General features: G+C 56.7%; 21 protein-coding genes and 1 pseudogene. 13 read left to right on the top strand and 9 right to left on the bottom strand.

Annotated features, from left to right (window positions below):
• Positions 1–76: 76 nt before the first annotated feature.
• The 5 genes from G7Y44_RS05140 to G7Y44_RS05120 all read right to left on the bottom strand — a co-directional run bounded on the left by G7Y44_RS05140 (position 77) and on the right by G7Y44_RS05120 (position 5,300).
• Positions 77–1,291, bottom strand: coding sequence for an ATP-dependent nuclease (locus G7Y44_RS05140; protein WP_165248112.1), 1,215 nt, complete (start codon positions 1,289–1,291; stop codon positions 77–79).
• A gap of 11 nt (positions 1,292–1,302) precedes the next feature.
• Positions 1,303–1,575, bottom strand: coding sequence for a hypothetical protein (locus tag G7Y44_RS05135; RefSeq protein ID WP_165043605.1), 273 nt, complete (start codon positions 1,573–1,575; stop codon positions 1,303–1,305).
• 20 nt (positions 1,576–1,595) lie between these two features.
• Positions 1,596–1,766, bottom strand: a complete 171-nt coding sequence (locus tag G7Y44_RS05130; RefSeq protein WP_165043603.1) for a helix-turn-helix transcriptional regulator — start codon at positions 1,764–1,766, stop codon at positions 1,596–1,598.
• A gap of 423 nt (positions 1,767–2,189) precedes the next feature.
• Positions 2,190–3,827, bottom strand: a complete 1,638-nt coding sequence (gene guaA, locus G7Y44_RS05125) for a glutamine-hydrolyzing GMP synthase (protein ID WP_165248110.1) — start codon at positions 3,825–3,827, stop codon at positions 2,190–2,192.
• A 234-nt stretch (positions 3,828–4,061) separates the two neighbouring features.
• The gene (locus G7Y44_RS05120) at positions 4,062–5,300 is read right to left on the bottom strand and encodes an MFS transporter (RefSeq protein ID WP_165248108.1); all 1,239 of its coding nucleotides are present in this window, start codon (positions 5,298–5,300) and stop codon (positions 4,062–4,064) included.
• A gap of 360 nt (positions 5,301–5,660) precedes the next feature.
• Here G7Y44_RS05120 and G7Y44_RS05115 point away from each other — a divergent pair, with 360 nt between their 5' ends.
• Complete coding sequence (locus tag G7Y44_RS05115) at positions 5,661–6,635, top strand: undecaprenyl-diphosphate phosphatase (RefSeq protein ID WP_165248106.1); 975 nt, start codon at positions 5,661–5,663, stop codon at positions 6,633–6,635.
• Between the two features lie 86 nt (positions 6,636–6,721).
• Here the strand turns inward: G7Y44_RS05115 and G7Y44_RS05110 are convergent, their stop codons facing one another.
• Positions 6,722–7,681, bottom strand: a complete 960-nt coding sequence (locus G7Y44_RS05110; protein WP_241159195.1) for an AEC family transporter — start codon at positions 7,679–7,681, stop codon at positions 6,722–6,724.
• 219 nt (positions 7,682–7,900) lie between these two features.
• Between G7Y44_RS05110 and G7Y44_RS05105 the strand changes: the two genes are divergently transcribed.
• From G7Y44_RS05105 to G7Y44_RS05075, 7 genes are all read left to right on the top strand, one after another.
• Complete coding sequence (locus G7Y44_RS05105) at positions 7,901–8,701, top strand: YebC/PmpR family DNA-binding transcriptional regulator (protein WP_165043590.1); 801 nt, start codon at positions 7,901–7,903, stop codon at positions 8,699–8,701.
• 135 nt (positions 8,702–8,836) lie between these two features.
• Positions 8,837–9,988, top strand: coding sequence for a tRNA 2-thiouridine(34) synthase MnmA (gene mnmA, locus G7Y44_RS05100; RefSeq protein WP_165248104.1), 1,152 nt, complete (start codon positions 8,837–8,839; stop codon positions 9,986–9,988).
• A 124-nt stretch (positions 9,989–10,112) separates the two neighbouring features.
• Positions 10,113–10,709 (top strand): crossover junction endodeoxyribonuclease RuvC, encoded by a 597-nt coding sequence (gene ruvC / locus G7Y44_RS05095; RefSeq protein ID WP_165248102.1) that lies wholly within the window; start codon positions 10,113–10,115, stop codon positions 10,707–10,709.
• A gap of 6 nt (positions 10,710–10,715) precedes the next feature.
• Positions 10,716–11,318 carry a Holliday junction branch migration protein RuvA gene (gene ruvA / locus G7Y44_RS05090; RefSeq protein WP_165248100.1) on the top strand — a complete coding sequence of 201 codons (603 nt, stop codon included), beginning with the start codon at positions 10,716–10,718 and terminating at the stop codon, positions 11,316–11,318.
• A 151-nt stretch (positions 11,319–11,469) separates the two neighbouring features.
• On the top strand, positions 11,470–12,567 hold the full coding sequence (gene ruvB, locus G7Y44_RS05085) for a Holliday junction branch migration DNA helicase RuvB (RefSeq protein WP_206214406.1): 1,098 nt from the start codon (positions 11,470–11,472) through the stop codon (positions 12,565–12,567).
• 1 nt (position 12,568) lies between these two features.
• Complete coding sequence (locus tag G7Y44_RS05080) at positions 12,569–12,970, top strand: hypothetical protein (protein ID WP_165248098.1); 402 nt, start codon at positions 12,569–12,571, stop codon at positions 12,968–12,970.
• Between the two features lie 224 nt (positions 12,971–13,194).
• Positions 13,195–13,398, top strand: coding sequence for a cold-shock protein (locus G7Y44_RS05075; protein ID WP_165043580.1), 204 nt, complete (start codon positions 13,195–13,197; stop codon positions 13,396–13,398).
• Between the two features lie 142 nt (positions 13,399–13,540).
• Here the strand turns inward: G7Y44_RS05075 and G7Y44_RS05070 are convergent, their stop codons facing one another.
• From G7Y44_RS05070 to G7Y44_RS05060, 3 genes are all read right to left on the bottom strand, one after another.
• On the bottom strand, positions 13,541–16,153 hold the full coding sequence (locus G7Y44_RS05070; protein WP_206214411.1) for a DEAD/DEAH box helicase: 2,613 nt from the start codon (positions 16,151–16,153) through the stop codon (positions 13,541–13,543).
• 212 nt (positions 16,154–16,365) lie between these two features.
• Positions 16,366–17,538 (bottom strand): tRNA preQ1(34) S-adenosylmethionine ribosyltransferase-isomerase QueA, encoded by a 1,173-nt coding sequence (gene queA / locus G7Y44_RS05065; RefSeq protein ID WP_165248094.1) that lies wholly within the window; start codon positions 17,536–17,538, stop codon positions 16,366–16,368.
• Positions 17,535–19,541, bottom strand: coding sequence for an epoxyqueuosine reductase QueH (locus tag G7Y44_RS05060; RefSeq protein ID WP_165248092.1), 2,007 nt, complete (start codon positions 19,539–19,541; stop codon positions 17,535–17,537). Before G7Y44_RS05060 ends, queA begins: the two co-directional genes overlap by 4 nt.
• 65 nt (positions 19,542–19,606) lie before the next feature.
• Here G7Y44_RS05060 and G7Y44_RS05055 point away from each other — a divergent pair, with 65 nt between their 5' ends.
• The 5 genes and pseudogenes from G7Y44_RS05055 to G7Y44_RS05035 form a co-directional block, all read left to right on the top strand.
• Complete coding sequence (locus G7Y44_RS05055) at positions 19,607–20,518, top strand: HAD family hydrolase (RefSeq protein WP_165248090.1); 912 nt, start codon at positions 19,607–19,609, stop codon at positions 20,516–20,518.
• 3 nt (positions 20,519–20,521) lie between these two features.
• Positions 20,522–21,667, top strand: coding sequence for a tRNA guanosine(34) transglycosylase Tgt (gene tgt, locus G7Y44_RS05050; RefSeq protein WP_165043573.1), 1,146 nt, complete (start codon positions 20,522–20,524; stop codon positions 21,665–21,667).
• Between the two features lie 114 nt (positions 21,668–21,781).
• Positions 21,782–24,379: a protein translocase subunit SecD gene (gene secD, locus G7Y44_RS05045; RefSeq protein ID WP_165248240.1), complete on the top strand. Its 2,598-nt coding sequence runs from the start codon at positions 21,782–21,784 to the stop codon at positions 24,377–24,379.
• Positions 24,380–24,396: 17 nt separating this feature from the next.
• Positions 24,397–24,720, top strand: a complete 324-nt coding sequence (locus G7Y44_RS05040) for a DUF1292 domain-containing protein (protein ID WP_165248088.1) — start codon at positions 24,397–24,399, stop codon at positions 24,718–24,720.
• 209 nt (positions 24,721–24,929) lie between these two features.
• A pseudogene (locus G7Y44_RS05035) lies at positions 24,930–25,019 on the top strand (IS200/IS605 family transposase); the annotation flags it as partial.
• Positions 25,020–25,138 lie beyond the last annotated feature (119 nt).

The following is a 25,138-nucleotide window of genomic DNA, read 5'->3' as shown; positions in this document are numbered from 1 at the left end:
TGGTATTTCACAAATGGTAATCATGCTGCAATCCCACCCAACGATTCCAGCTTTCATCCCATTGCTTTTTTCGTCTCTAGATCTCGGAGAGGTTGAACTTATGATCAAGCTCTATCTCCTCAAGATGGTCCATCAAAGCAAGAGCGTCTGCTTTTTCCCCGACGTAGCCTGTTTCGGCCTCGAGATTTGGAGTCATTTCAATAATCTTTCCTGCTGGGACAGTTGCTCTAATAGCAGCATTCGCCTCTTTGTGCCGAGGTTTTGCTTCATCATCGACATCAAAGAGACATATCAGGTCAATCCCTAAATCCTGAAATAGCTGCGCGAACACTGGAAGGTTCGTTTTACCCCACACCTTAAACACGCTATAGTCGCCGTAGTAGCCACCGAATTTCTGCAGCGCGGCATTGACTAATAGCTCATCATTTGCGCCTTCGCAGAGATAGATACGTTTTGAAAACAATGCTTCAATAAAATACCGGTTGTGCCTTCTCGCTATACTCTCTTTTAGGGATGCGCCGCTTGTATAATAGCGCTTGAACTTCTTTTCCATTGCCCCAACGTTGAAATGCACCGAGGCTTCCTCGACGGCACTGTCGAAAGGAATTTCCTTCAAAGCATGGGTGTCATCGTTAATCAAACGCAAATCAGCATAATCAAAAGTCAGCATTGAAATGAGTTTGGGAGAATGAGTTGCTAAATAGACATGCTTACCCTTATTCACGAGATCATTGATGAGGGATGCGGTTATGTTCAACAGAGACGGATGGGAATATTTCTCTGGTTCATCTAGAAATATGTAATCTCTGCAGCTTTGCGACGCCAGCTTTAGCAGAAGATGCATCCGTTGGCCACTGCCCATCTTTTTCTTGACATCATCCTGTCCTATGGAAATCAAGTTTTTTACGACCCGTTTTGAGTTTGGGGCAATAAAGTCTTTTGACCTAGTTGACCCGTTCAGCAGAAGGATCTCTTCAAGCAACAAATTCATCCGACAGACATTGCCCTCGATTATCCTGTCGGCTTCCTCAAACAATGCATCCCTTTTTGCTAGATATTCTGGCGTCTCAAGAAGCTCCGTAAGCAAAAACTCCATTGTTTGCGAAGAATCAACGGTATCTTTTACCTCATCCAAAAGTTTTATTTCCGATGGAATGAAAAATATGGTCTCGCCAGCTTCTTCGCGTCTCGCTTTTTCCTCGTTGAGGTAAGTTGTCTTTCCATATCCATTAGGCCCTATAACTATGCGGATGCTTCCGTTCGCAGTTTCTTCAGAAGTCACTTTTCTCACTTCGATTCTCCTTATCCCTCGTAATGATCCTGCCAATATTGATAAGCTGCGGCGTCACCGGTCTCCTGGAACTCAATCCAGGCAACGTGCCAATCGCCTAGCAGCTTGGTTAGGTCGGACCTCTTAGGAAGGCCGATAGCAATCAAATTCTCATCCATCGCAATAACGGGTCCGATGCTGCGCATCTGAGGCGCCATGTAATAGATATGCGCAAGTTCCATCAGATAATGAAACGCCTCGTTGGGATTGGTGATGCCGAAATCGATCAGAACTTCTGGCGGCACGCCAAGCGCTTTGGCGATAGCTACGCGCTGCTCATCGTTGGCGTGCGTTTTCCCTGCTCGTAGCTCCTCACGGAGAAAACGCTTACGCCGGCAGCGTCGGCAAGTTCTTCCTGGGTGATTCCCGAGGCCTTCCTGAGCCTTTTCACGAGCTCTCCCAGCCTAGGAGGATGGGAAGGGTAGTCGCTTGCCACTCAGGTACTCCTTATAGTTCGGCAGTTCAGCCGCTATGTCTTCAAACAGAGTATAAAACTCATCGTTGTTTATCTTGCTCTTTGACTTCGTGAGCATTTTGCTGTCGTTAGCCATACAGCTCCAATCACTATGCGAACATATTCTACTCCATAGACCTTATAACTAATCTAGCCATCAGGTCATTGGCATGACATTCCGCAAGCTCTAATTTATGTGCCTAACCGCGCGCAAATTCCACATAGATGGTATTGACAACCAGCCCGCCTTGCGCGGTGCAAAATTATTATTTTTATCAAAAAACGGTGGCAACCCGGTGGCAATGACACCACTCTCCTGACCTGCGCGACTATCATATATTGTAAGGATTGCCCAGGTCAGCGGGCGGAAACGCCAGTTCAGGCGGGGTGCTTTTTGCTAGTAGATTATTCCCACTCGATCGTGCTTGGCGGTTTCGACGTTATATCGTACACTACGCGGTTCACACCGGGCACTTCCGCCACAATACGCGAACTCACGCGCGCGAGCACGTCGTAGGGCAGGCGTGCCCAGTCGGCGGTCATGGCATCGGTGCTCTCTACCGCACGCAAAATAATGGGGCGCGCGTACGTGCGCTCGTCACCCATCACGCCGACGCTGCGAATATCGGGCAGCACGGCGAAATACTGCCATACGGGGCGCTCCACTTCGGGGCCGCCCGCCGCTTCGCGCCTCACCTCGCCACCACGCGCGCCCATCTGGGCAAACAGCTGTTTATTGTATGCGTCCAGTTCTTCACGCACAATAGCATCGGCGCTCTTCAAGATTTCCAGCTTTTCGGGCGTCACCTCGCCAATGATGCGGATGGCCAAACCCGGGCCAGGGAACGGCTGACGCTGCACGATGTGATCGGGAAGCCCAAGCGCTGTGCCGAGTGCGCGCACCTCGTCTTTAAAGAAGTGGTCTAGCGGTTCAATGAGATCGAAATGAACACCCTCGGGGAACGGGATCAGGTTGTGGTGACTCTTGATAGTAGACGCTTTGCCGCCGGTCTTGCGCGCGCCGCTTTCGATGATGTCGGGGTAGATAGTGCCTTGCGCCAAAAACTTCACCGGCCTGCCGTCTTCAGCAAGGTTCTTTGCTACGGCGAAGAACTCGTTCCAAAACTGCGTACCAATGATCCGGCGTTTTTCTTCCGGATCGCATACGCCCGCCAGCAGCTGTGTGTAGCGCTCTTCGGCGTGCACGTGTACGAAATCCACGTCGAATTGCTCGGTAAACACCGCTTCAACCTCTTCGGGCTCGTTCTTGCGCAACAGTCCGTGATTTACGAACACGCAGGTCAACTGCTTGCCAATGGCGCGGGCACACAGCGCGGCTACCACACTTGAATCAACACCGCCCGAAAGCCCTAGAATCACGCGGCCTTCTCCCACGCGCTCGTGGATGGCTGTTACGCTGTCCTCGATGATGGAATCCATGCTCCAGTTTCGCTCAAGACCGCAGATGCCGAAGAGGAAATTCTCCAGCAGCTTGTTACCATGCGGCGTATGGCGCACTTCGGGGTGGAACTGTGTGGCGTACAGCTTGCGCTCAGCGCATTCCATTGAAGCCACCGGACACACATCGGTCGTAGCTGTTACTACGAAGCCTGCAGGTGCTTCGGTTACGGCGTCGCGATGGCTCATCCATACTGTCTGCTTCTCGGGTGTGCCTTCGTAGAGCGCTGAACCCGCGCAGCGGAACAGTGGCGCGGGGCCGTACTCGCCCTTCTCGGTTTTGCCTACTTTGCCGCCGAGCGTCGCGGCCATAATCTGTTGTCCGTAGCAAAATCCCAGCACGGGTATGCCGAGTGCCAGCACGTCGGGGTCGATTTGCGGGGCGTCTTCGGCGTACACGCTCGCCGGGCCGCCGCTTAAGATGATAGCCGCTGGTGCCGCCGCGCGCACTTCGTCGGCGGTGGTGTCGCACGCAACGATTTCCGAGTATACGCCCAGATCGCGCACGCGCCGCGCGATGAGCTGTCCGTATTGGGCTCCGAAGTCGAAAACGAGTACTTTCTGATCGGGTGCTGTGCTGGCCACGAAATGCTCCTTCGGTTGCTGCGGAACAAGATAATTCAAACGTGACCATCTTACACAAATACGGAAAAGAGGGCGCGGAAATATACGGGAAGGCACGGAAATGCGCAGACCATCTGTCGGTGTGTGACGTCAGGTTTACTCGCTAGCGCTTGCCGCACGCTCACAGTTCCTGTTGCCATAACCTGCGCGCTCGCGGTCGCCTGCCGCAACCAGCATGCTCGCCTGCGGCTTTCGCTACGCCGCATGCCCGCTGACGCTTGCCGCCACTTGCTGCTCGCGCTTCTCCATCCGCTTACTCAAGAACACGCACATAAACACGCTTGCTACACAGAGCGCCGACACTGCGAGCAGCGTGCCGAAGAGTCCGATGTCGTTCACGATCGCGCTCATGCCGGCGTTAAGCACGCTGCACCCCACGTATGCCGCCAAGTTGATGGACGATATGATCGACGCGCTGCCCGTATGAGGATCGGCGGCGAACAGGATGCGCAAGCTGCCTGACAGAGAGATTCCCATTGACAAGCTGAACACGCCTACCGACGCCAAAAACGGCACGAGCATTGTCGTGCTCATGAAAACGCACATGGCAATGGTCGATGCCAAAAACAGCCACATGCCAACCCGAAGCGATACTCCCTTCGGCAGACGGGCTTCAAGAGGGCCACCCAAGCAGCTTGGGCACATGGCAAGCGACAGGACTATCGCCGCGAGCAATGTGCTCATATTACCGAATGTGTCAGCTGCGACTAGTGAGCTAAACGCCTGGTAATAGGTTCCCATGCCCCATGCCGACACGTATGCGATGGCGGCTACGGGAAACACCGATCGTACGTTCTTGGGGATAGAAATAGGAGCGCGCACGACGCTTGCCAAGGGGATCCGCTCGTCTTTTGGCACTGTCTCGGGTACCACGAGCACGGCTGCCGCACAGATAACCTGCAGCACGATGACGGCAATCAGTACAGGAGCGTAGTCAGTCACCACCAAGTTCCACAGTCCGATGCTTACCGAGCCGATTGATACGCCCAGCATGGCGAACGTGCCGACGATGGTGCGCGCCAATGCCTCGTGTCGTTCGTCAGCTAAGTCGATAATCAGCGCGCTTACCGGTCCCATGGCAAGCCCGCAGGCGATGCCTTGCATCAGTCGAGCTGTCAGTAGCGATACGGCCCCATCGATGCGCAGGAACATTGCGCAGCCGATAGCTCCGAACAGCATGCAGGCCACGGTGGGCGCTTTTCGGCCGATGGCATCGGACAGTCTGCCCGAGAACAGTAGCATCACTGTCACGCCCAGAAGATAGGTGAACATAGTTAGCGACACGTGCGCGTCGGTGATGGAGGGGTTGGCCGCCTGAATGGTTGCGTACAGGGGTACGGGAACGTTGCTGCTCACGAAAGCAACCACGAAGGTTATGGTCGCTACGGCGAATCCTGCACGGCTGTTGTTGGTTGCACGGATCGCGTTTTCCATGCCGGTTTCACGTCGCTTTCTTAATCGGAGTTACCTGTTGCAGCGCATAATACCGCGCACTTCGCCGTCTGCGCACGAAATGGCGCATGAGAATTCGTCATTTTGAAAATGCACGGGGAGTAAACGAGAAGGGAAAAGAAGGGGAGGGGAAGAAGGGAAAAGTCAAGGGAAAAGGGGATGATCCGGAGGAAGAGAAATGACCAGAGAAGGAAGGTGGCAGAGGAAGAGCCAGGGAAAGAAGAATACGCAAGGAATGCGGATAAACGCAGCGTTTCGCTCGCATGGGCGGCGGCTTGTAAGCGAGCATTGGTATACTGCGTGAGTGTTTTCGCTTAAAACCGATCGCAAAGGTGCGCGACTATGATTATCGAAGCATTGAAATCGATGCTCATCGGCATTGTTGAGGGTATTACCGAGTGGCTTCCCATTTCATCGACCGGGCATATGATCTTGGTTGACGAGTTCGTGAAGCTGCAGGTGTCTGATGAGTTTCTGGCGCTGTTTCTGGTGGTTATCCAGTTGGGTGCCATTATGGCGGTACTCATTTTGTACTTCCATAAGCTCAACCCGTTTAGTCCGCGTAAGACGCCTGATGAGCGTCGCAGTACCTGGCGGCTGTGGGGCATGGTGGTGGTTGGCTGTATTCCTGCCGCCGTTTTTGGTTTCGCGCTGGACGATTGGGTGAACGAGCATTTCTACAACAAGGTGACTGTGGCGGCTATGCTTGTGCTGTACGGTGTTGTCTTCATTGTGCTTGAGCGCCGCAATCGCCGTCGCTTAAACGAGGCAAAGTCGATGCTTTTCGCCGAAGCCCAAAGCATGACGCGTCCGCGCGGCAAGCATGCACGCATCGGTGATCCTGTAGTAATGTCGGACGTCGAACTTGAAGCGGCGGCCGAGCGGCAGCTGTTCAAGGTTGCCACTGTCGATGACATCGATTGGAAGACCGCACTCAAGATTGGTCTTTTTCAAGTGCTCGCCATTATCCCTGGAACCAGCCGCAGCGGCTCCACCATCATCGGTGGCATGTTGTGTGGCTGCTCGCGCACGGCGGCGGCCGAGTTCACGTTCTTCTTGGCTATTCCTGTTATGTTTGGGTGGGGATGCCTGAAGGCTGTCAAGTTCGTGCTGGCGGGAATCGCCATGACCACTACGGAAGTCGTCGTGTTGGTGGTGGGTGTTGTCACCGCTTTCGTGATGTCGGTGGTGTCGATTAAGTTCCTTATGGGTTACATCAAAAAGAACGACTTCACGGTGTTTGGTTGGTATCGTATTGTGGTAGGCGCGCTTGTGCTTGGTTACTTCGTACTGGAAACCATGGGGCTTTTGCCGTAAGGGGCTTTTGCCGTAACACTTTTGCCGTAGCGCGCTTGCCGCAGTGTTCTTGCCGCACGATACGTCGGACCTGGCGTCTTCTTTCCCTACCCCAAAAGCAACACTAGCAGCGGTACGCTAACGAGCGACGCCACTGTGGTGATGAACGTTCCCTGCGCCATAACCTTGCTGTTGCCACCGTATTCGTAGCAGAGCATAGTGCCGTTGGTTGCCACTGGCATGCCGCATGTCACCACCAAAACGCCTAGCAACACGGCATTGCTCACAAAGGCATGGAGCGTCAGATAAATGATGGCCGGGGTAACCAGCAGTCGCACGACGGCCATAGCGAATAGCCGGGGGTTACCGAGCAGGTCACGCACGGGCATGTTTGCCATAGCTGATCCCACGATGAGCATGGCGGCGGGTGTGGTGAAACTACCAAGCGTGCTCAAAGCGGGGCCTGCGAAGGGCACGGCACACACGCCTGCGAGTGCGAATGCGATGGTGGCAAGACACGCGATGAGAGCGGGCGTGGCAAACGTGCGCACGCTCACACGAACCGGCGTCGCTTCTTCGCTGTCCGACGAGATGAACCAAGCTCCTATGGTAAATACCAGCAGATTGAAGGGCAGGTTGCAAATAGAGGCATAAATGATCGCCTCGTTGCCGAAGATAGCAGCCACCACGGGAAACCCTAGAAAGCCCGTGTTGCCGAACACGAGCATGAAACGATATACGCCACGCATCCCCTTGCGACAACGCGCAACAAAGCAGAAGATAAACGCAATGGCGATAAGCACGAGGTATGCGAAAAACGCTAGGACGACGGTGGTCAGAATGTCGGATCGGGAAGGAATCTCGCTAACATCGAGCACTGAAGCCAAAATCATAGCGGGAAGCGATACGTTTAACACCAGCTTCGATATGTGCTTATCGAATTCGCGCCCCATAAGCCCCGTCTTGTTCGCGATGTAGCCAACGGCAATGATCGAGAACAGTACGGCCATCTGTTGGATAATACTTGCGAACCCTTCTGGCATAAGCTGCCACCGATCCTTTCCCATGTACCGCGCACTTCTGCACGGGTTCCTCCCTCGTTGAGCAAGTCTAGCGTACCTTATGAATTTATGGGTTGCCGAGTTGTTTCGTGGTGACTTATCGGACGCGCGGGGTTGCGTTTGGAACCGTGTTTGATGAAGACTCTACGAATGCCAACAGGGAGTTTTTCTGTCTGTGGTATCATGCTCGGCTGGTATTACAGTAATTCTGAAGGGACGTCGTACATGTCTGGACATTCTAAGTGGGCAACCACGAAGCATCGCAAGGCTGCTCAGGACGCTAAGCGTTCGGCCTTGTTCTCTAAGCTGGCTCGCAACATCACCGTAGCTGCGAAAGAGGGCGGCGACCCGAATCCCGAAAACAACGCTTCCCTTGCCGCGGCTATCGAAAAGGCAAAGGCTCAGTCCATGCCCAAGGACAAGATTAAAACGGCCATTGACAAGGCGTTCGGGTCGGGCAAGGATGCCGCCAATTACGAAACGGTCGTCTACGAGGGCTACGGCCCTTGCGGCATTGCTGTGTATTGTGAGGCGCTAACCGACAACCGCAACCGCACTGCCGCCGACGTGCGCGCTGCATTTAACCATCATGGCGGCAATCTGGGTACGTCTGGCTCGGTGTCGTACATGTTCGAGCGCAAGGGTCAGGTGGTAGTCGCCAAAGAGGTTGAAACGGGCGATAAGAAGAACCCGATGAAACCGAACGGTGCCGCTGCCGATGAAGAAGAGTTCATGATGGCGGTCGCCGAGGCTGGCGGCGACGACTACGATGACGCCGAGGATGAATGGGTGGTCTACACCGCGCCTGCCGATCTGATGGCGGTGAAGAAGGGTCTTGAAGAGCAGGGCGTTGAGGTAAAGGGCGCTGAGCTCACCATGGAGGCGACCACGCCTACGGTGGTTTCCGTTGATGAGGCGAAGAAAGTGTTCCGCCTGATTGACAAGCTGGAAGAGCTTGAAGATCTACAGAACGTGTATCACACCATGGATATCACCGATGAGATTGCTGCTGCGCTTGACGAGTAAGCGCGCGGTTTAAATGCGTACGTATCGGAAGGCTGTGGCTTTACAGGGCTGCAGCCTTCTTTCGTGCTCGGCTGTTGCGGTGGCCGCGGCTGTTGCGGTGGCTGACTCAAGGAAAAAGCAGGGGAGGTGACGGTAATGCAGTTGGATGGATGCGGTGCTTTGGATACCACGGGTACTCCGGGCAGCTTAGGCGACTCAGGGTTGGGCAAGGTGATGGTTGCCATGAGCGGTGGGGTTGACAGCTCTGTTGCGGCAAAGCTCGTGTGTGACGCGGGGTACGAAGCAGCAGGCGTTACCATGCGCCTGTTTGATGGGGAAGGTATGGCGGGCTTGGATGCAGACTCCGAGGTGAGCTGCTGCTCGCTTGACGACGTGCAGGATGCCAAGCAGGTATGCCGCCGTTTGGGAATTCCACATCACACATTCAATTACTGTGCCCGATTCCGTAGTCAGGTGATTGACCGTTTCTGTGATGGCTACTTGTCGGGATGCACGCCGAATCCCTGCATCGACTGCAACCGGTACCTGAAGTTCGAGGCATTGCAGCAGCGTCGGCGCGAGCTCGGGTTCGACTACGTTGCCACAGGTCACTACGTCCGTCGCGAGTTCTGCGCCGAAACGGGTCGGTTCGCGCTTCGGCGGGCATGTGACACGAGCAAAGACCAAAGCTACGTGTTGGCTAACGTCACGCAAGACCAGCTAGCGCACATGCTATTTCCCTTAGGTGACCTGGACAAAGCGACTGTGAGAGCTGTTGCTGAACAGGCTGGGTTTGCAACAGCGGAAAAGGCCGAGAGTCAAGACATCTGCTTTGTCGCAGATGGTGATTACGTAGGCTTCATCGAACGGCAACGGGGCTCGTGCTGCGATGTGGGCGACATTGTTGATACGCAGGGAGTTGTGCGTGGTCGACATGCAGGCTTGCTGCGCTACACGATCGGCCAACGCAAGGGTATTGGCATCGCAGCGAGCGAGCCGTATTACGTGATTGGTAAGAGTGTCGAAAAGAACCAGCTGATCATTGGCTTTTCCGATGAGCTGCTTTCTCGTACGGTAACGGCGTGCGACGTGAACTACGTTGCCGTGCCACATTTTGACGGTGCGGTTCGGGTGATGTGTAAGACAAGCTATCGACAAGAACCTCAGCCGGCGATTGCTGAAGTGACGGGTGATATGCTGCGGGTCGTGTTCGATAAGCCACAGCGAGCATGTGCTTACGGTCAGGCGGTCGTACTCTACGACGAAGAAGGCCTGGTGCTCGCTGGCGCCGTTGCTTGCGCGGGGTAAGGGCAGGATAAGCGAGAAAGGATCGGTAGGTTTTCGTTCTGATCGGGCAAAGTGTGTTATCATAAGCGAACAAACGTTTGTAAAATGAATAACACATTGCGTTTCAGTGCACGGAAAGGATGGCATGGCTCAAGCGCTACGAACGGTGCTCGGTATTGATCCCGGCTTGGCAAATACGGGGTGGGGTGTCGTGCGCCAAGAAGGGCCGCGGCTGTCGTGCGTTGCTTACGGGTGCGTGTCAACTGATGCGGGCATGCCGCTTGCGCGCCGCTTACAAAAGATCCACGAGCAAGTGGGTGCCGTTATCGATCGCTTTTCCCCGTCATGTGTGGGGATAGAAACGGTGTGGTTCGGCCAGAACATTACGGCTGCGTTTGCTACTGGTCAGGCACGCGGTGCGGCGTTGGTGGCGTGTGCTGAAGGGGGCATCGACGTGGGAGAGTTCACGCCGCGGCAGATCAAACTGGCCGTAGTGGGCACGGGTTCAGCCGAGAAGGAACAGGTGCAATACATGGTTCGACAGTTGCTCGGCTTGGATGGCGTACCCCGGCCCGATCATGCGGCCGACGCGTTGGCGGCAGCCATCTGCTACACGACGCATGCGGGCGTATGCGAGCCGTGCGATGAAGGGTCGGCGGCTGGCTTCGATGCTGCTGTTGCTCGGGCACTTGCGCGCGATCATGTGAGGCAGGAACAGTATTCAAGTTGGAAAGGTGCATAGCAAACAATGATTGCGTTTCTGAACGGTATGGTGGCGGGGAAAGGTTCAACGTGCGCCTATATCGACGTTGCCGGCGTTGGCTACGAGGTAAACATGAGTCAGTCGGCGCTTGCGAAGCTTCCCGATAAGGGGAATGCCATCTTGATTCATACGCATTTGCAGGTGCGCGATGATGGCGCGTCATTGTTTGGTTTTTTGTCGCTTGAGGAAAAGGCACTCTTTGGCAAGCTTATCAGCGTTTCTGGTATTGGGCCGAAAATGGCGCTCGCCGCATTGTCGCTCTACTCTCCCGCCCAGCTGGCAAGGGCTATATCGGCGCAGGATGTTGCCGCTGTGCAACGCATTCCCGGCGTGGGCAAAAAAACGGCATCTCGCATTATCTTGGAGTTGAAAGGCTCGTTTGATCAGGTAGAAGAGAGTCTGTTTGGCGAATCCGATGCTGCGGATGGCTCGGATGATGCTGATGTCTCGATGCGTTCGGCAGGTGAGGCGCTGTTGTCAATGGGCTTCAGTTCGGCAGAAGCCGAGCTTGCGCTCAAAGGCGCACCGCACGATGCAGACGAGGGTGCGCTTGTGCGGTACGCGCTTAAGCGACTCGGCTCGAAGTAGTAGGTGTATTGTGGTGCGCTGCGCGCATCCGAAGTGGTACATGTGCTGTGCTGCGCACATCCTCTGGGTTCCTCATGGAATAGCGTGCGGGTAAGGTAGTGCGGTGCATAATTGGCTGTAATCGGTTCGGTTGATGTTAGAAGTTGAGGCTATGACAGAGCATGGCGTTGAGATAGAAGGCATGGTGTTCGAGGCGCAAAGCGCTTGCGCGCCCATCGGCGGTGGGGTGCAGGACAACGCAACTGCCGCCTGCTCGCGTATCGTGTCGGCCGAATTACAGGAAAACGATCTGGCGTTTGATCGCAGTTTGCGCCCGAAGCGCTTGGGCGACTATTTGGGACAGACGAAGATCAAGGAGTCGCTGTCTATCCTTATCGAAGCTGCAAAGGAGCGCGGTGATGTAGCCGACCATATCCTGTTCTCCGGACCTCCGGGGTTGGGCAAAACCACGCTTGCCACCGTTGTCGCCAACGAAATGGGGTCAAACATTCGCACCACCAGCGGCCCTGCTATTGAACGTACGGGTGATCTTGCTGCGATACTCACAAACCTCGAAGAGGGCGATGTGCTGTTCATCGACGAAATACACCGTATGAACCGCATGGTGGAAGAGGTGCTGTATCCCGCACTTGAGGACTTCGCACTCGACATCGTAGTGGGCAAGGGGCCCGCTGCCCGTTCTATCAGAATCGACCTTCCTCGGTTTACGCTGATTGGAGCAACCACGCGTACGGGTTTGCTCACCGGGCCGTTACGCGATCGTTTTGGCATTGTGTTTCGCTTGCAGTACTACGAACCCGAAGAGTTGGCCGACATCGTGCTGCGTTCTGCCTCTATTCTTGATGTGCCCATTTGTGAAAGCGGTGCACTTGAGATTGCACGCAGAAGTCGCGGGACGCCGCGTTTAGCAAATCGCCTGCTGAAGCGCGTACGCGATTGGGCGCAGGTTCGTGGTGACGGTGTTATTGACGAAGATGTGGCCGCTTTAGCCTTAAGCTTTTTCGAAGTTGACTCGTTAGGGCTTGACGCCATGGACAATCGCGTGCTCGAGCTCTTGTGCGTGCAGTTCGGAGGGAGGCCAGTTGGCCTAACCACGCTAGCTTCAGCACTGTCGGAAAGTACCGACACGCTGGAGGATGTATACGAGCCGTATCTCATGCAGCAGGGTCTGATGATCCGCACGCCGAAGGGCCGTCAGGCTACGGATCGAGCCTACGACCATTTGGGAATTGCGCGGCAGGGGGAGTAGTATGTTCGAGCAAGATTACCTGATGCGTTTGATCACGCAGTTCTTTGCGGCGATAGCCCGCAGCATGCGCGTGTCGACTGACGAGCGCGATCCGAAGCGGGCTGCCGAATCGCTTGAGACTGCCATTGGTGAAGCGACCGACATCGACGCTGCGGTTCTGCTGTCGCTTGCTCCCGAGTCGATTGCGGCGGTCATGAAGGTGTCGGGGGTTGATCCGCAGGTGACAGGCTATGTGGCGCGTGGACTTTTGCTTGAGGCCCGTTACTTGTGTGAGGCTGGAGATCACGCGCTTGCCGCTGTGCGGTCGGGGCAGGCGTATGCGATTGCGGAAGCGTACGGGTTCGAGCTTGGCGAGAGTAGCGTTAACAAGCTGATTGACGAAGTATGTGGTGCCGAAGAGTAGTCGTTGATCTGCAGGAGCAGAGGCCGTCAACCAAATGCACACATTTCTCAAGGGCTTTCTGTGTGGGGCACAGCCAAAGAAGGCATTCTGGTTTTTTCCAAATGGTTTTTGGGATGGAATAGCGTATAGTGAATGCGTACCCTCGAGGTGAGGGTGAGTGCTGTCGCCATGCAGCACGCAGCAATACCTCCCCGGGTCGCTGGGGAGAGGAAAGAGGATTTGAAATGGCGGAAGGTACTGTCAAGTGGTTTAACCCCGAAAAAGGCTACGGATTCATCTCCCAGAAAGACGGCGAGGATCTGTTCGTCCACTTCAGCGAGATCAAGATGGATGGTTTTAGGACGCTCGACGAGGGTCAGGCCGTTTCCTTTGATGTGACTGAGGGGCAGAACGGCAAGCTTCAGGCGAGCAACGTAACGAAGCTGTAAGCGGTTTTTATCGCACACACGCAGAGCGGCTTCCGCACAAGGCGGAAGCCGCTTTCTTCATTGGGTATGGTGCGGGCGCACCGAGCGATCTGCGCCTATAGCGTGGTTGTGCGATTGGCGTTGACCTGTTGTTTCGCGCCACCTATTCGGCGAGGTCTTCCGCGAACCCTACGCGGTAGCGCGAGAACACTACTTCGCCTTGCTCCTGTGTTGCGTCTAGGTCGACGCGGGCCGCTATGGCGAAATCGCAGTCGCCTTCAGGGTCGCAAAATATCTGCCGAACAAGCCAAGTGTGCTCGCTCTTCTCAGGCGATTCGTCGAGCACGAAAAACTTCGACGATCGAGCATTGGCATCGAGTAGTACGTCTTCGTGTTCGCTGTAGTACGCATCGAGCGCTTCACGCCACAAGCGCGCTCCGAATCCCCATTCGCCATCGAGCTCGCCGAGCCTGTCCGCGCGATCCGCTGCTGCGAGCCGAATGCGCGCGAACAGCGCATTTCTCACCAGCACGGTAAGGCCATGACGGTCGGCAACCACTTCGTCGGCCAATTGCGGCACGCATGCATCCGATGGCAGCTGCATGCCGGCCGATTCCCATTCGTCTACCAAGCTCGAATCGGTGGTGTGCACGATGAAGCGCAGCCATGCGATCACGTCTTGCAGGCGCTCGTCGCGTGCGCTTGGTGGGATGGTTCGGTCGAGTACGCGGTAGGCGTCCGACAAATAGCGGAGCAACGTGCCTTCCGAGCGCGCGATGTTATAGCGGCCCACGTAGGTTTTGAAGTCCGATGCGGTTTCCAGCATGTCGCGAAGCACGCTCTTCGGCGCTAGTTCGTGATCGCGTGCCCATGGCACGGCACGGCAGTATTCCGCAAATGCTGCGTTCAAGAGCTCTTCGAGCGGACGGGGATAGGTTATTTCGGCCAGTCGCTCCATCCGTTCTTCGTATTCGATGCCGTCGGCTTTCATCTCGGCCATGGCTGCCTCCCGGGCAGCGCGCTCTTGGGCACGCAGCACCTGACGGGGGTTTTCCAGTGTGGCCTCTGCGAGCGATATTACGTCGAGCGCATAGGTTTCGCTTTCGGGGTCGAGCAGCTCCAAGGCTGCCAGCATGAAGGGCGACAGTGGTTGATCGAGTGCAAAGTCATCTGGCACATCGACCGTGGTTACGTATTCAACAGCACCGTTTTCGTCCACCATGCGCTCCACCACGCCGGTGTCGATGAGTGTGGTGAAAATCTCATCGGTGCGCGCGAGCAACTTCACTTTCTGCTCGTCGGTTTGGGCGGAGAGCTCGATAAGCTCGCAAACGTTGGCGTGTGCGTCGCCTCCACGTGATATCACGGCCAGTACTATGGAATGGGTGATACGCATGCGCGGTGTTAGCTTTTCAGGAGATGACTCGCGCAGGCGAGTGAACGTTTGCTCGTTCCAGGCCACGAAACCCTCGGGTGGTTTCTTCTTCTTTATCTTGCGCAGCTTTTTCGGATCGCCTGCGGCCTTTGCCACCAACTTGGCGTTTTCTATCTCATGTTCAGGTGCTTCGGCGATTACCAGGCCCTCGGTGTCGAATCCGCTGCGTCCGGCGCGTCCGGCAATCTGATGGAACTCGCGTGCGCGCAGTCGGCGCATTTTGTAGCCGTCGTACTTCGTCAGCTGCGTGAGCAACACCGTGTGAATGGGCACGTTGATACCCACACCCAGCGTGTCGGTCCCGCAGATAACGGGAAGCAGCCCCTGTTGTGCCAGTTTTTCCACCAGCAGGCGGTAGCGGGGCAGCATGCCAGCATGGTGTACGCCCACGCCGCATTCCAGGAGTCGGCGCAGGATTTTGCCGAACGCCGTGGTAAACGCCGTTCCCTTCATGGCGGCTTTCGCCGCCTCGCGCTGTTCCTTGGTGGCCACGCCGTAGCTGGCGAGCGACTGCGCGCTTGCTACGGCGGCATCTTGCGAGAAGTGAACAACGTAGATGGGGGCATCACCGCGCCGAAGTGCGAGTTCAACAGCACCTTCGAGCGGCGTGAGTGAGTACTCGTAAGAAAGTGGTACGGGTCGTGGCGCGTCGGCTACCACATCCACGGGGCGCATTGTTCGTGTCTCAAGCGATGCTGCGATGGTGCTCACGTCGCCCAGCGTTGCGCTCATCAGTAAAAACTGCGCGCGCGGCAGGGCAAGCAGCGGCACTTGCCACGCCCAGCCGCGGTCGGGTTCGCCATAGTAGTGAAACTCGTCCATCACTACGCAGCCCACATCAGCCGTTTCTCCTTCACGTAGCGCCTGGTTCGCTAAGATTTCGGCAGTGCAGCAGATAATGGGCGCTTGCGTGTTAATAGTAGAGTCGCCTGTGATCATGCCCACGTTGTCGCGGCCGAAGATGTCAACCATGTCGAAGAACTTCTCGCTAACGAGTGCCTTGATAGGGGCGGTGTAATAGGTACGCCGGCCTGTCGCCATGCCGATAAAGCACAGCCCCTGCGCGACGAGCGATTTGCCCGACCCGGTTGGCGTTCCTAAGATCACGTGGTCGCCCACCGCTAGGTTCATCAACGCGTCTTCCTGATGGGGCCACAGCTCGATTTCGCGCTGGGATACCCAATCGAGGAAGCGCTCGAGCGCCTCGTCGAGGGTAAGCCACGGATCGGTCGCATCGAGTGGGGAAGGTCTGTTCGCACTCGCCGCCTGTGAGTCATCGGGTGCGCTGGCCTCGCCGGACACGGTGCCCTCAGCGTCCTCCCACCAGCTGGGGGCCAGCATGCCGAGCGATCCGGGAGCAAAGGGATCGGTGTCGTTTGCCACGCTGACCTCTTCGTCGGGGGTATGTGTGGTGGCGTCGGCCAAGGCGCTTATGGCGGAGGCAACGTGGTCGATATTCGTTTCGGTGCTCATGAATGCACTCCTTGAAAGAGTCGTGCTCGGGTATGCGATGTGCTCGGCGTGCTCGGGTGTTCGGCGTGTTCAAGCTGCCGCTAACAGATGAACATGGCGTCGCCGAACGACAGCAGGCGGTATCGCTCGCGCACGGCGTGTTCGTAGGCGGCAAGCAGGTTTTCCCGGCTACTGAAAGCGCTTACCAGCATCATGAGTGTGCTCTTCGGCACGTGGAAGTTCGTGATGAGAGCGTCGACCACGTTGAATTCAAACCCGGGCAGAATATAGAGGCTCGTTGCCTCGCGTTCGCGCGCTGTTACAGCACCGCATCCTGTGCGGGCTGCAACGCTTGCAGGGCGCGCTGTGCCGTTCGGGGCCGCAGTGGCATCCCAGGCGCTTTCTAAGCTACGTACGCTGGTGGTGCCCACTGCTACGACGCGTCCGCCGCGCGAGCGTGTTTCAGCAATGGCGTCCACGGTGCGCTGTGGTACGTGGAAAAACTCGGTGTGGATGACGTGCTGTTCAGGATCGTCCTCGTCAATGACACGAAACGTGTCAAGGCCCACTTCCAGCTCTACGGTTTCCCAGCGCACGCCGTTTCTCTGCAGCTGATCAATGAGCTCGGGTGTGAAATGCAATCCGGCAGTTGGCGCGGCGGCGCTGCTCTCGCGGCGCGAGTAAACGGTTTGGTAGAGCTCTTCGTCACCGGCGTAGTTTTTAATATAGGGCGGCAGTGGCGTGTGTCCGACCGCGTGTAGAGCTTCGTCAAGCGAGGGAAGTGGTGTACTCAGGCGCGCCACGCGCTCGCCGCGCTGCGCACCGGCTGCCCAATCGATCACCTCTGCCGACAGCACCACGACTCCTGTGTCGCTCATAAAGTCGACCACCGCGCCGCTTCCCGGCTTTAAACGCTTGCCAGGCCGAACGAGTACCTCCCAGATGGCGGTTTGGTTCGAACCGGCCGCGCTTGTGTCGGCGGAAGGGTCGTAGTGAGCTGCCTGTGCTCCGAACAGCTGACGCAAGAGAAACACCTCAGCTGCTCCTCCCGTGCCGCGTTTTGTACCCAGCAAGCGGGCGGGCATGACGCGGGTTTCGTTCGCAACAAGCAGGTCACCAGGGCGTAGGTAGTCTGCGATGTCGCGGAAGATGTGGTCTTTAAGCGCACCGGTTTTGCGATCCATAACCAGCATGCGGCACAGGTCGCGCACGGACGTAGGCTCTTGGGCGATCAGCTCTTCGGGCAGGTTATAGTTGAAGTCTTCGGTTTTCATGCTCGCAAGGGGTCCTTTTCGGTACGTGGGGTGGGGTGCGCGCTTGGAACAAGCGCGTCTTTTTCGATGGAGATGACAGAGCCGTCGAAGCCTACCAGGAACGCGGCGATAATTGCAGGCTCGCGTTGAGCAAACTGGGACGCGCGTTCAGACCCCAGTGCTAAGAGCGTGGTGGAAAACCCTTCGGCGTCTATGGAGTCGCGCGCCACCACGGTTGCTCCAGCGATGTCGGTGGCCACGGGCTTGCCGTCTTCTGTACTTAAAATGTGATGATACAGCACGCCATCGCGCTTAAAGCAGCGCTCATAGGTGCCGCTGGTTACGAGCGACATGTTGCGCACGGGCACAGCGCCTATCAGGCGGCGCGTATCGCGTGGGTCGCGGATACCGATGCGCCACGCGCTGCCGTCAGGTTTGTCTCCGCGCACGAGCACGTTGCCGCCGAGGTTCACGCTTATGCCCTGCACATCTTCTGTTTCTCGCATCATGATGTCGGCCAGGCGGTCGGCTATCCAGCCTTTCGCGATGCCGCCTAGGTTTACCGATGCATGCGGATCGGCCAGGTGGGCAAACCATTGCCCGCCAAGGCGAAACACGTTTAGTTTGCGCCAGTTCACATGCTCGAGCGCACGTGCGCACGCACGCTCGTCAGCAACGAGGCCAGTGTGAAAATCCCACAGGCTGATAACCGGCCCCATGGTGATATCGAACGTGCCGTTGCTTTTCGCACAATAGCGCTTTGACGCGAGCAGCAGTTCAGCTGTTTGTTCGTGAATGGTACACGGTTCACCGGCACTTTTGTTCAGGCGTGCAATGTCAGAATGTGGAAGATACGGGGAAAGCCGTCGTTCGAAGGCTCGGCATGCGTCAACTGCATCGAAAAACGCGTGTTCGCACGTGGCGGCGTTGCCGTAGGTAATAAGCTCGATTACGGTATCGAAGGCTTTGAAGTTGCAGCGACGCGCTCCGTTAGAAGCTTCCATCTGTATGCGCGGAAGGCTTTCCGCGGGCAGGGGGTCAGCTACGAAGGCGCCGTTGGGGGAGGCAGGATCAACGTAGGGCTCGTTTGCACATGCCGCCTTCTGCTCGGCTTCGGCGAGCTTTTCCGCAATACGGTGCGCTTTCCGCTCGACCTTGCGGTAGGTGCGCTCGGCGCGGGCTTCCTCCTCGGAAAAGCGGCAGCCGCAGTAGTTCTGCCGGTACATGCCCGCGTCCTTGCTGCGACGCACGGTGTCATCATAGCTTGGGCGGTAGTCCTCAAACAGTGCCCGTATGCCAGCGCTCGATGCGGCACGTTCAAGCTCTTCGCGGATGATCTGCGTGTGCTGGTAGGGGCTTACCGATAGCGTAGTTCCCAGCGCGTCGAATCCGTGCGCTGCAGCGTAGTGCGCCGCTTCCTCGAAGCGCATCCGGTAGCACGCTCGGCATCGCGCCGCACGCGCTTCCCGGGCGCTGCTTGAGGTTGCGCCTACGTTTGGCACGTCGTCAAGCGGGTTGGGGAATATGTCGGGCACGTTAGCGCCACCGACATCGTCTGCGCCTTCCGTTGCGCGTGAGCAATCTGCGATGGTTGCGTCACGCTCCTCAGTGTGTCTTCCATCGTGCCCCTTAGCGTGCGAGCTGCTCTCGTCGCGCGAGACGGCCACATTGCTCATGTGGGCCCGTTCGGTGTCTTTGGTTCGGGCGAATTCGGCGGCGTGTTCATCGGCGATGAGCCCAAAGCGTTCATGTGCTGCGTCACCTACACGCCCCGCGGTGCGCTCCCAAGCTGACGCGTCGTAGGAACCTTCGATCAGGCTGATTCCCTCATCTTCAGCAAAGGTGCGAATGGTATCTAAGCGGCGTTCGTACTCATTTTTTGGGTGGATGTTTGAATTGGCGAAAAAGATGGTCGGCTCGATGCCGCGCGTTCGCAAAAGCCGGGTTGGCTCGGTCGAGCATGGGCCACAGCATGCATGCAACAGCACGCGTTCCGTGCAGGGTTTTTCCGTAGTGTTTTCCATGGGTTTACGCATGTTTCCTATACTAACATGATGCTAATGCACGACGCGCTCGCAAAGGAGCTTGCATGGAAACAACCGAACGCGCCTATCGCGCCATCTTCTTTGATTTAGATGGCACATTGTTGCCGATGGAGATTGAGGAATTCCTTAAAGGGTACTTTACGTCGCTTGCTGCTTTCGTGGCTGCTCGCGGGTTTGATGCTCAAACGTTTTCGGCGGCGGTGTCTGCTGGTGTCAAGGCGATGATAAAAAGTCCGTCGGATCAAACGAATGACCAGGCGTTTTGGGAAACGTTCTTCTCGTTTGTCGATCGCGATGCTGCCAACTGGGCTGCGCTTTTGGATCATTATTACGAAACCGAGTTCGGCAAGCTGGGCGCGACCTGTGGAAACGATCCCAATGTTGCCCGTGCGGTACGAGCGCTTGTGAATAAGGGCTACCCGCTGATAGTTGCCACGATGCCGCTGTTTCCGCCACGTGCTGTTGTGTGGCGCCTGCAATGGGCAGGGCTCGATGCGAACGATTTCGTGCGCATTACCACCTACGACAACTCGACGTCGGTAAAGCCCAAACCCGCCTACTGCGCCGAGAATCTTGCTGCGTGTGGTCTTTCCGGTAAAGACGTACTCATGGTGGGCAATAACACGCTCGAGGACATGTCATTTGCGGGTCTTGGCTGCGACATGTACATCGTTACCGACAATCTGCTCGATCCGGTTTCTTTCCCGCTCGAAACCGTGAAGCACGGCACGCGTGCCGATTTCGCTGTGTGGGCCGAGGCGCTGCCCGTGTGCGTAAATCCCGCTGTGGGTATCAATCCCGCTGCAGTGACACCCGCCGACACGCAGGTTGCACTTGCAGCGAACTACCGGCTTGCTGTTGAAGACGAGCAGCGCGTCATGGCGGCGTTTGCTGCTTCGTACACGCCGCGGACGGGCGCGTCGTGGGTTGCTGATGCGGCCGGGCAGGAGGCGTAGATAATGGCATTGTTCGACTACACCGTTACCGCAACTAGCGGGCATGCACGCGCCGGTGTGTATCAGACGGCACACGGCGAATTTCGCACGCCTATGTTCATGCCGGTGGGCACGAGCGCCACGGTGAAGGGTGTTACGGTAGAGCAGCTCCGCGAGCTTGACTCGCAGGTGGTGCTTGCCAACACGTATCACCTGGCTATGCGTCCCGGCGCTGATATTGTGGCGCAGGCGGGTGGTGTACATCGCTTTATGAACTATGATGGCCCTATGCTCACCGATTCGGGCGGCTTCCAGATATTCTCGCTGGCTGACACGCGCAAGCTTGACGCTGATGGGGTGACGTTTCGGTCTATCTACGACGGTGCAAAGGTTCGCTGGACCCCCGAAGACAACATGCGTATTCAAGAGCAGCTGGGTGCCGACATTATCATGCAGCTCGACCAGTGTACGCCGTATCCGGCTAGTCGCGACTTCGTGGCGCACGCTGTCGATTTGTCGGCGAACTGGGCGCGCCGCTGCTTATCAGCGCACACGCGGCCTGATCAAACGCTATTCGGCATCGTGCAGGGTGGCATGGAGCTCGACCTGCGCATGGAAAGCGTACGTCGACTCCTCGATATTGAGTGCGAGAGTGTGGCGGACGGTGGTCGGCGCTTCGGCGGGTTCGGTATTGGCGGCTATTCGGTAGGCGAAAGTCACGAGGTTATGTTCGAGACGCTCGGCCAGGTCGCCCGTGCCTTGCCGGAAGATCGTCCGCGTTACCTGATGGGCGTGGGCAATCCTACCACGCTTGTGCGCGCGGTGCGCGAAGGAGTTGACATGTGCGACTGCGTGCTGCCCACACGCACGGCCCGCATGGGCACGGCGTTTTCCAGCACGGGCCGCATGAACATGCGCAACGCCAAGTACGCGCGTGACTTCACGCCGCTCGATGCGCAGTGCACCTGTCCAACGTGTCGCAACCACACACGCGCCTATATTCGTCATCTGGTGAAGCAAGGTGAAATGCTCGGCGGCATTTTGTTGTCCATTCACAACCTGCACTACCTCATTGATCTCATGCGCCGCGCGCGCGAGGCCGTCTGCGCCGATGCGTACGAGGAATTCTATGCGGAATGGATGGCATCTCCTGCAGCGAAGGATTACTAAGTACCCGTTTCACAGACTGTTGTGGCATAATAAACAAGTTTGAGAAATGATGAAGGGGCACTCCGCATGATACACAAATGCGGGGCGCCCGATGCGCGTCAAGGAGCAAGCGTTATGCCTGAGCTGGGTAAGCAAAAAAGCCGGGGAAAAAAGAAGCTCGACGGCGGCACTGATCGCCGCAATGTGTGGCTGCTGGTGGCAACCGCGCTCTTGCTAGTGGCGTCGGTGGCGCTCTTCATGCCTCCGCAGGAAAAGATCAACCAGGGCCTCGACATCCAAGGCGGCTTGTCGGTTGTATTGTCGGCGGAGAGCACCGACGGTAGTGCCATCACCGACGAGCAGATGGAAAGCAGCCGCTCTATCATAGAAAGCCGCGTGGACGCGCTTGGTGCGTCCGAGGCGGTAGTGCAGGTGCAGGGCGACAACCAGATTCTCGTGCAAATTCCTGGTTTATCCGACACTGAAGCGGCACTTGAGGCAATCGGGCGTACAGGCAAGCTCGAGTTCGCGCGACTCGACTCATTCACCGATGAGACTGTTCGTTCCACCATTGACAGGGGCGGTTACGTAACCGGTGGAACGGTGACCGACGATTTCGGTAATACCTTCGCCACTGATTCGGCGGTCGAGTATATGGAGGTCGAAGAGGGCACCTACACTCCGCTTATCACTGGTGAGAACATCGAGCGTGTGACCGTGGAGAAGGAATCCGACACGTCGGCCTACTATGCGGTGGCGCTGCGCCTTGATGCTGAGGGCACAAAGGCGTTTGCCGACGCCACGGCGGAGCTCGCACCCACCAAAGGCAAGATCGTTATCATTCTTGACGGTGAGGTACATTCGGCACCTGCCGTACAGAGCGAGATTCCCAACGGTGAGGTGTCCATCACGGGTGGTTACGACCTTGAGGACGCGCAGGCTCTGCAGGCTGTGCTCGAGAGCGGTTCGCTGCCGGTGAGCTTCGAATACGAACAAAGCCAGTCGGTTGGTCCTACGCTTGGTCAGGATGCGTTGCGCAGCGGTGTTGTTGTTGCTGGCATCGGCCTTTTACTGGTGTTAGTGTATTTGCTGTTCTTTTACAACGGCCTTGGTCTTATCGCAGCGGCGGCCATGGTGGTGTTCGCAGTAATCTATTTAGGTATTCTGGCGTTGCTTTCGCACTTTGATCTGTTTAGTCTGTCGCTTGCGGGTGTGGCAGGTATCGTGTTAACTATTGGTATGGCGGCTGACTCATCCATCCTTACGCTTGAGCGTTTCTGTGAGGAAATACGCATGGGCAGAAGCGTTCGTGCGGCATCTATGACAGGCGTGCGCCATGCGATTCTGACCTCCATTGACGCTGACCTTGTGTCCATGGTGTCGGCGCTTACGCTGTTCTTCTTGGCAAGTGCGAGCGTAAAGGGCTTTGGCCTTACCTTGGCGCTTGGCATCATGTGTGACATTATTATGATGCTGCTGTTTAAGGCGCCACTGATTCGTGTGCTTGCGCCGCATGTTATGCGTAAGCACACGAAGTTCTGGAACATCAAGGCGAGCCAGGATGCAGCGGCGGCCGTGCAGGAAGCCGTGCGCGAGGCGGGGGATACGCCGGGTTCATGCACCACGAAATCGTTTACCGTTGAAGCCGCGCGCAAGCTCAAAGGTCGCTTCATTAAACTTGATATCAACTTCCTCGGTGTGCGCAAGGTGCTCTTGAGTGTATCGGCGGTACTCGTGGCGCTGTCGATTGCGTTTATGGGCGTGCGCGGACTTAACTTCGGTATTGAGTTCGTGGGTGGTACATCGGTGACGTTCACGCAGACGGGCGACATTACCATCGATCAGATGCGTGATGCCATGGCACAGGCTGGCGAGCCCGATGCTGTCATTCAAACGACGCAGACGAATGGCGAAAACGGCTTCCTCGTTCGCACCTCAACCACCGATGCCGAAGAAGCGACGGCACACGCGACCGACGCTGCCGAGCAGCTGGGTGTTCCGACGGAGAACTTCCAGGTGTCCACCATTGGTCCTGACTGGGGTGCGAGTGTGGTACGCTCGTCGCTCATTGCGTTTGTTGTGTCGCTGCTGCTTATTATTGCCTACATTGGCATTCGCTTTAGGGATTACAAGATGGGTATTGTGGCCGTGGTAACGCTGCTGCATGACCTGATCATTGTCATTGGCGTGTACGCGCTGGTGGGGCGCGAGGTTACGCCGAACACCATTGCGGCGTTGCTCACCATCTTGGGTTACTCGCTATACGACACGGTGGTGGTGTTCCATCGCATCAACGACAACATGCAGTCAGGCGACATCAAGTGTACGTTCATGACTATGGCGAACCATTCGGTGAACCAGGTGTTCGTGCGCTCCATTAACACGTCTATCACATCGCTTGTGCCGGTGGTCGCCATGCTACTGTTCGGCGGCGAGACGCTGAAAGATTTCGCGCTTGCCATGTCGGTGGGTCTTGCTGTGGGCGTGTACTCGTCTATTGCTGTTGCCTCGCCGCTCTATGCCATGTGGAAGACACGCGAGCCCCGCTACGCAAAGCTGGTCCGTCGCTACGGCACGAATGTTGGCATATTCGCGTTCGGTAACCCGCAGCCTATCGATCAGGCTTCTGCCGAACTCGCGTCTGACGCAGATGCCACAGATGGTAAAGAGCAGAGCAGTAAGCAGTCGTCTTCCAAGGCGAAGAAGAAATCCAAGCGCTCTGCAAAGCGATAGGGAAGGAGCTCATGCCCATGCGTGAAGGAAGTGCCCCCAACTACTGCCCGCCCGTTCAGGAGGGCATGACGCTGACGTTTGAAGACGAGAAGGGTGATTGTATTGATCTTGAGTTTCTGGGGATCATCCTGCACAACGATCGCAGCTACGGTTTCTTTTTCCCGTTTGAGGAAGCTGATGAGGTGGGGACTGGCAGCGGGGAAGTGATTATCCTTGAGGTGACCGAGCTTGACGACGAGGGTCAGCCGGCGGCTTTCGAACTGGTGGACGACGTGAGCATTGCCGCCGAAGTGTTTGAGGACTTTAAGGTTGCCACCAAGGACCTCTACGATTTCGAATAGGACGAAAAACGCCACGCCCGCAGTACATGAGCTGCGGGCGTGACGTTTTTGTTCAGGCTCGTGAGCCTGCACGGCGCACGCAGCGCGGCGGGCAATAAACCACCCGCTATGCGGGTGCGCATCGAAGGCTTTGCCCTTGCGTCAAAACGCCGCCTACCGGGGCTAAGATACAAGTGTTCAAGTCGTATCAGCCCGGAAAGGCGGCCGTTTTGGCAAACAAGGCACACAGCCTGTCGCACACGAAGTGGATGTGCAAGTACCACATCGTGTTCACACCGAAGTATAGGCGTAAAGTCATCATATGCGAAGCGTGAGTTTATGCGAAGTAATAGCCCATAGAATCGATCAACCTGTCTGTTTGTCCCTTGATACTTCACATAAACCTAAACTGGCGGCGCATTGCAATACCGTCAGTTTA

Origin of the sequence: Adlercreutzia sp. ZJ141, assembly GCF_011038965.1 — a bacterium.
Lineage (GTDB): Bacteria > Actinomycetota > Coriobacteriia > Coriobacteriales > Eggerthellaceae > ZJ141.
The sequence above is the reverse complement of the archived record's forward strand: the minus strand, read 5'-3'. Positions and strand labels throughout refer to the sequence as shown.

Coding starts and splice junctions, on each gene's coding strand:
- G7Y44_RS05120 (WP_165248108.1), bottom strand. CDS start 5,300: ATGGAAAACGCGATCCGTGCAACCAACAACAGCCGTGCAGGATTCGCC.
- G7Y44_RS05115 (WP_165248106.1), top strand. CDS start 5,661: ATGATTATCGAAGCATTGAAATCGATGCTCATCGGCATTGTTGAGGGT.
- G7Y44_RS05110 (WP_241159195.1), bottom strand. CDS start 7,681: ATGGGAAAGGATCGGTGGCAGCTTATGCCAGAAGGGTTCGCAAGTATT.
- G7Y44_RS05105 (WP_165043590.1), top strand. CDS start 7,901: ATGTCTGGACATTCTAAGTGGGCAACCACGAAGCATCGCAAGGCTGCT.
- mnmA (WP_165248104.1), top strand. CDS start 8,837: ATGCAGTTGGATGGATGCGGTGCTTTGGATACCACGGGTACTCCGGGC.
- ruvC (WP_165248102.1), top strand. CDS start 10,113: ATGGCTCAAGCGCTACGAACGGTGCTCGGTATTGATCCCGGCTTGGCA.
- ruvA (WP_165248100.1), top strand. CDS start 10,716: ATGATTGCGTTTCTGAACGGTATGGTGGCGGGGAAAGGTTCAACGTGC.
- ruvB (WP_206214406.1), top strand. CDS start 11,470: ATGACAGAGCATGGCGTTGAGATAGAAGGCATGGTGTTCGAGGCGCAA.
- G7Y44_RS05080 (WP_165248098.1), top strand. CDS start 12,569: ATGTTCGAGCAAGATTACCTGATGCGTTTGATCACGCAGTTCTTTGCG.
- G7Y44_RS05075 (WP_165043580.1), top strand. CDS start 13,195: ATGGCGGAAGGTACTGTCAAGTGGTTTAACCCCGAAAAAGGCTACGGA.
- G7Y44_RS05070 (WP_206214411.1), bottom strand. CDS start 16,153: ATGCTGGCCCCCAGCTGGTGGGAGGACGCTGAGGGCACCGTGTCCGGC.
- queA (WP_165248094.1), bottom strand. CDS start 17,538: ATGAAAACCGAAGACTTCAACTATAACCTGCCCGAAGAGCTGATCGCC.
- G7Y44_RS05060 (WP_165248092.1), bottom strand. CDS start 19,541: ATGGAAAACACTACGGAAAAACCCTGCACGGAACGCGTGCTGTTGCAT.
- G7Y44_RS05055 (WP_165248090.1), top strand. CDS start 19,607: ATGGAAACAACCGAACGCGCCTATCGCGCCATCTTCTTTGATTTAGAT.
- tgt (WP_165043573.1), top strand. CDS start 20,522: ATGGCATTGTTCGACTACACCGTTACCGCAACTAGCGGGCATGCACGC.
- secD (WP_165248240.1), top strand. CDS start 21,782: ATGCCTGAGCTGGGTAAGCAAAAAAGCCGGGGAAAAAAGAAGCTCGAC.
- G7Y44_RS05040 (WP_165248088.1), top strand. CDS start 24,397: ATGCGTGAAGGAAGTGCCCCCAACTACTGCCCGCCCGTTCAGGAGGGC.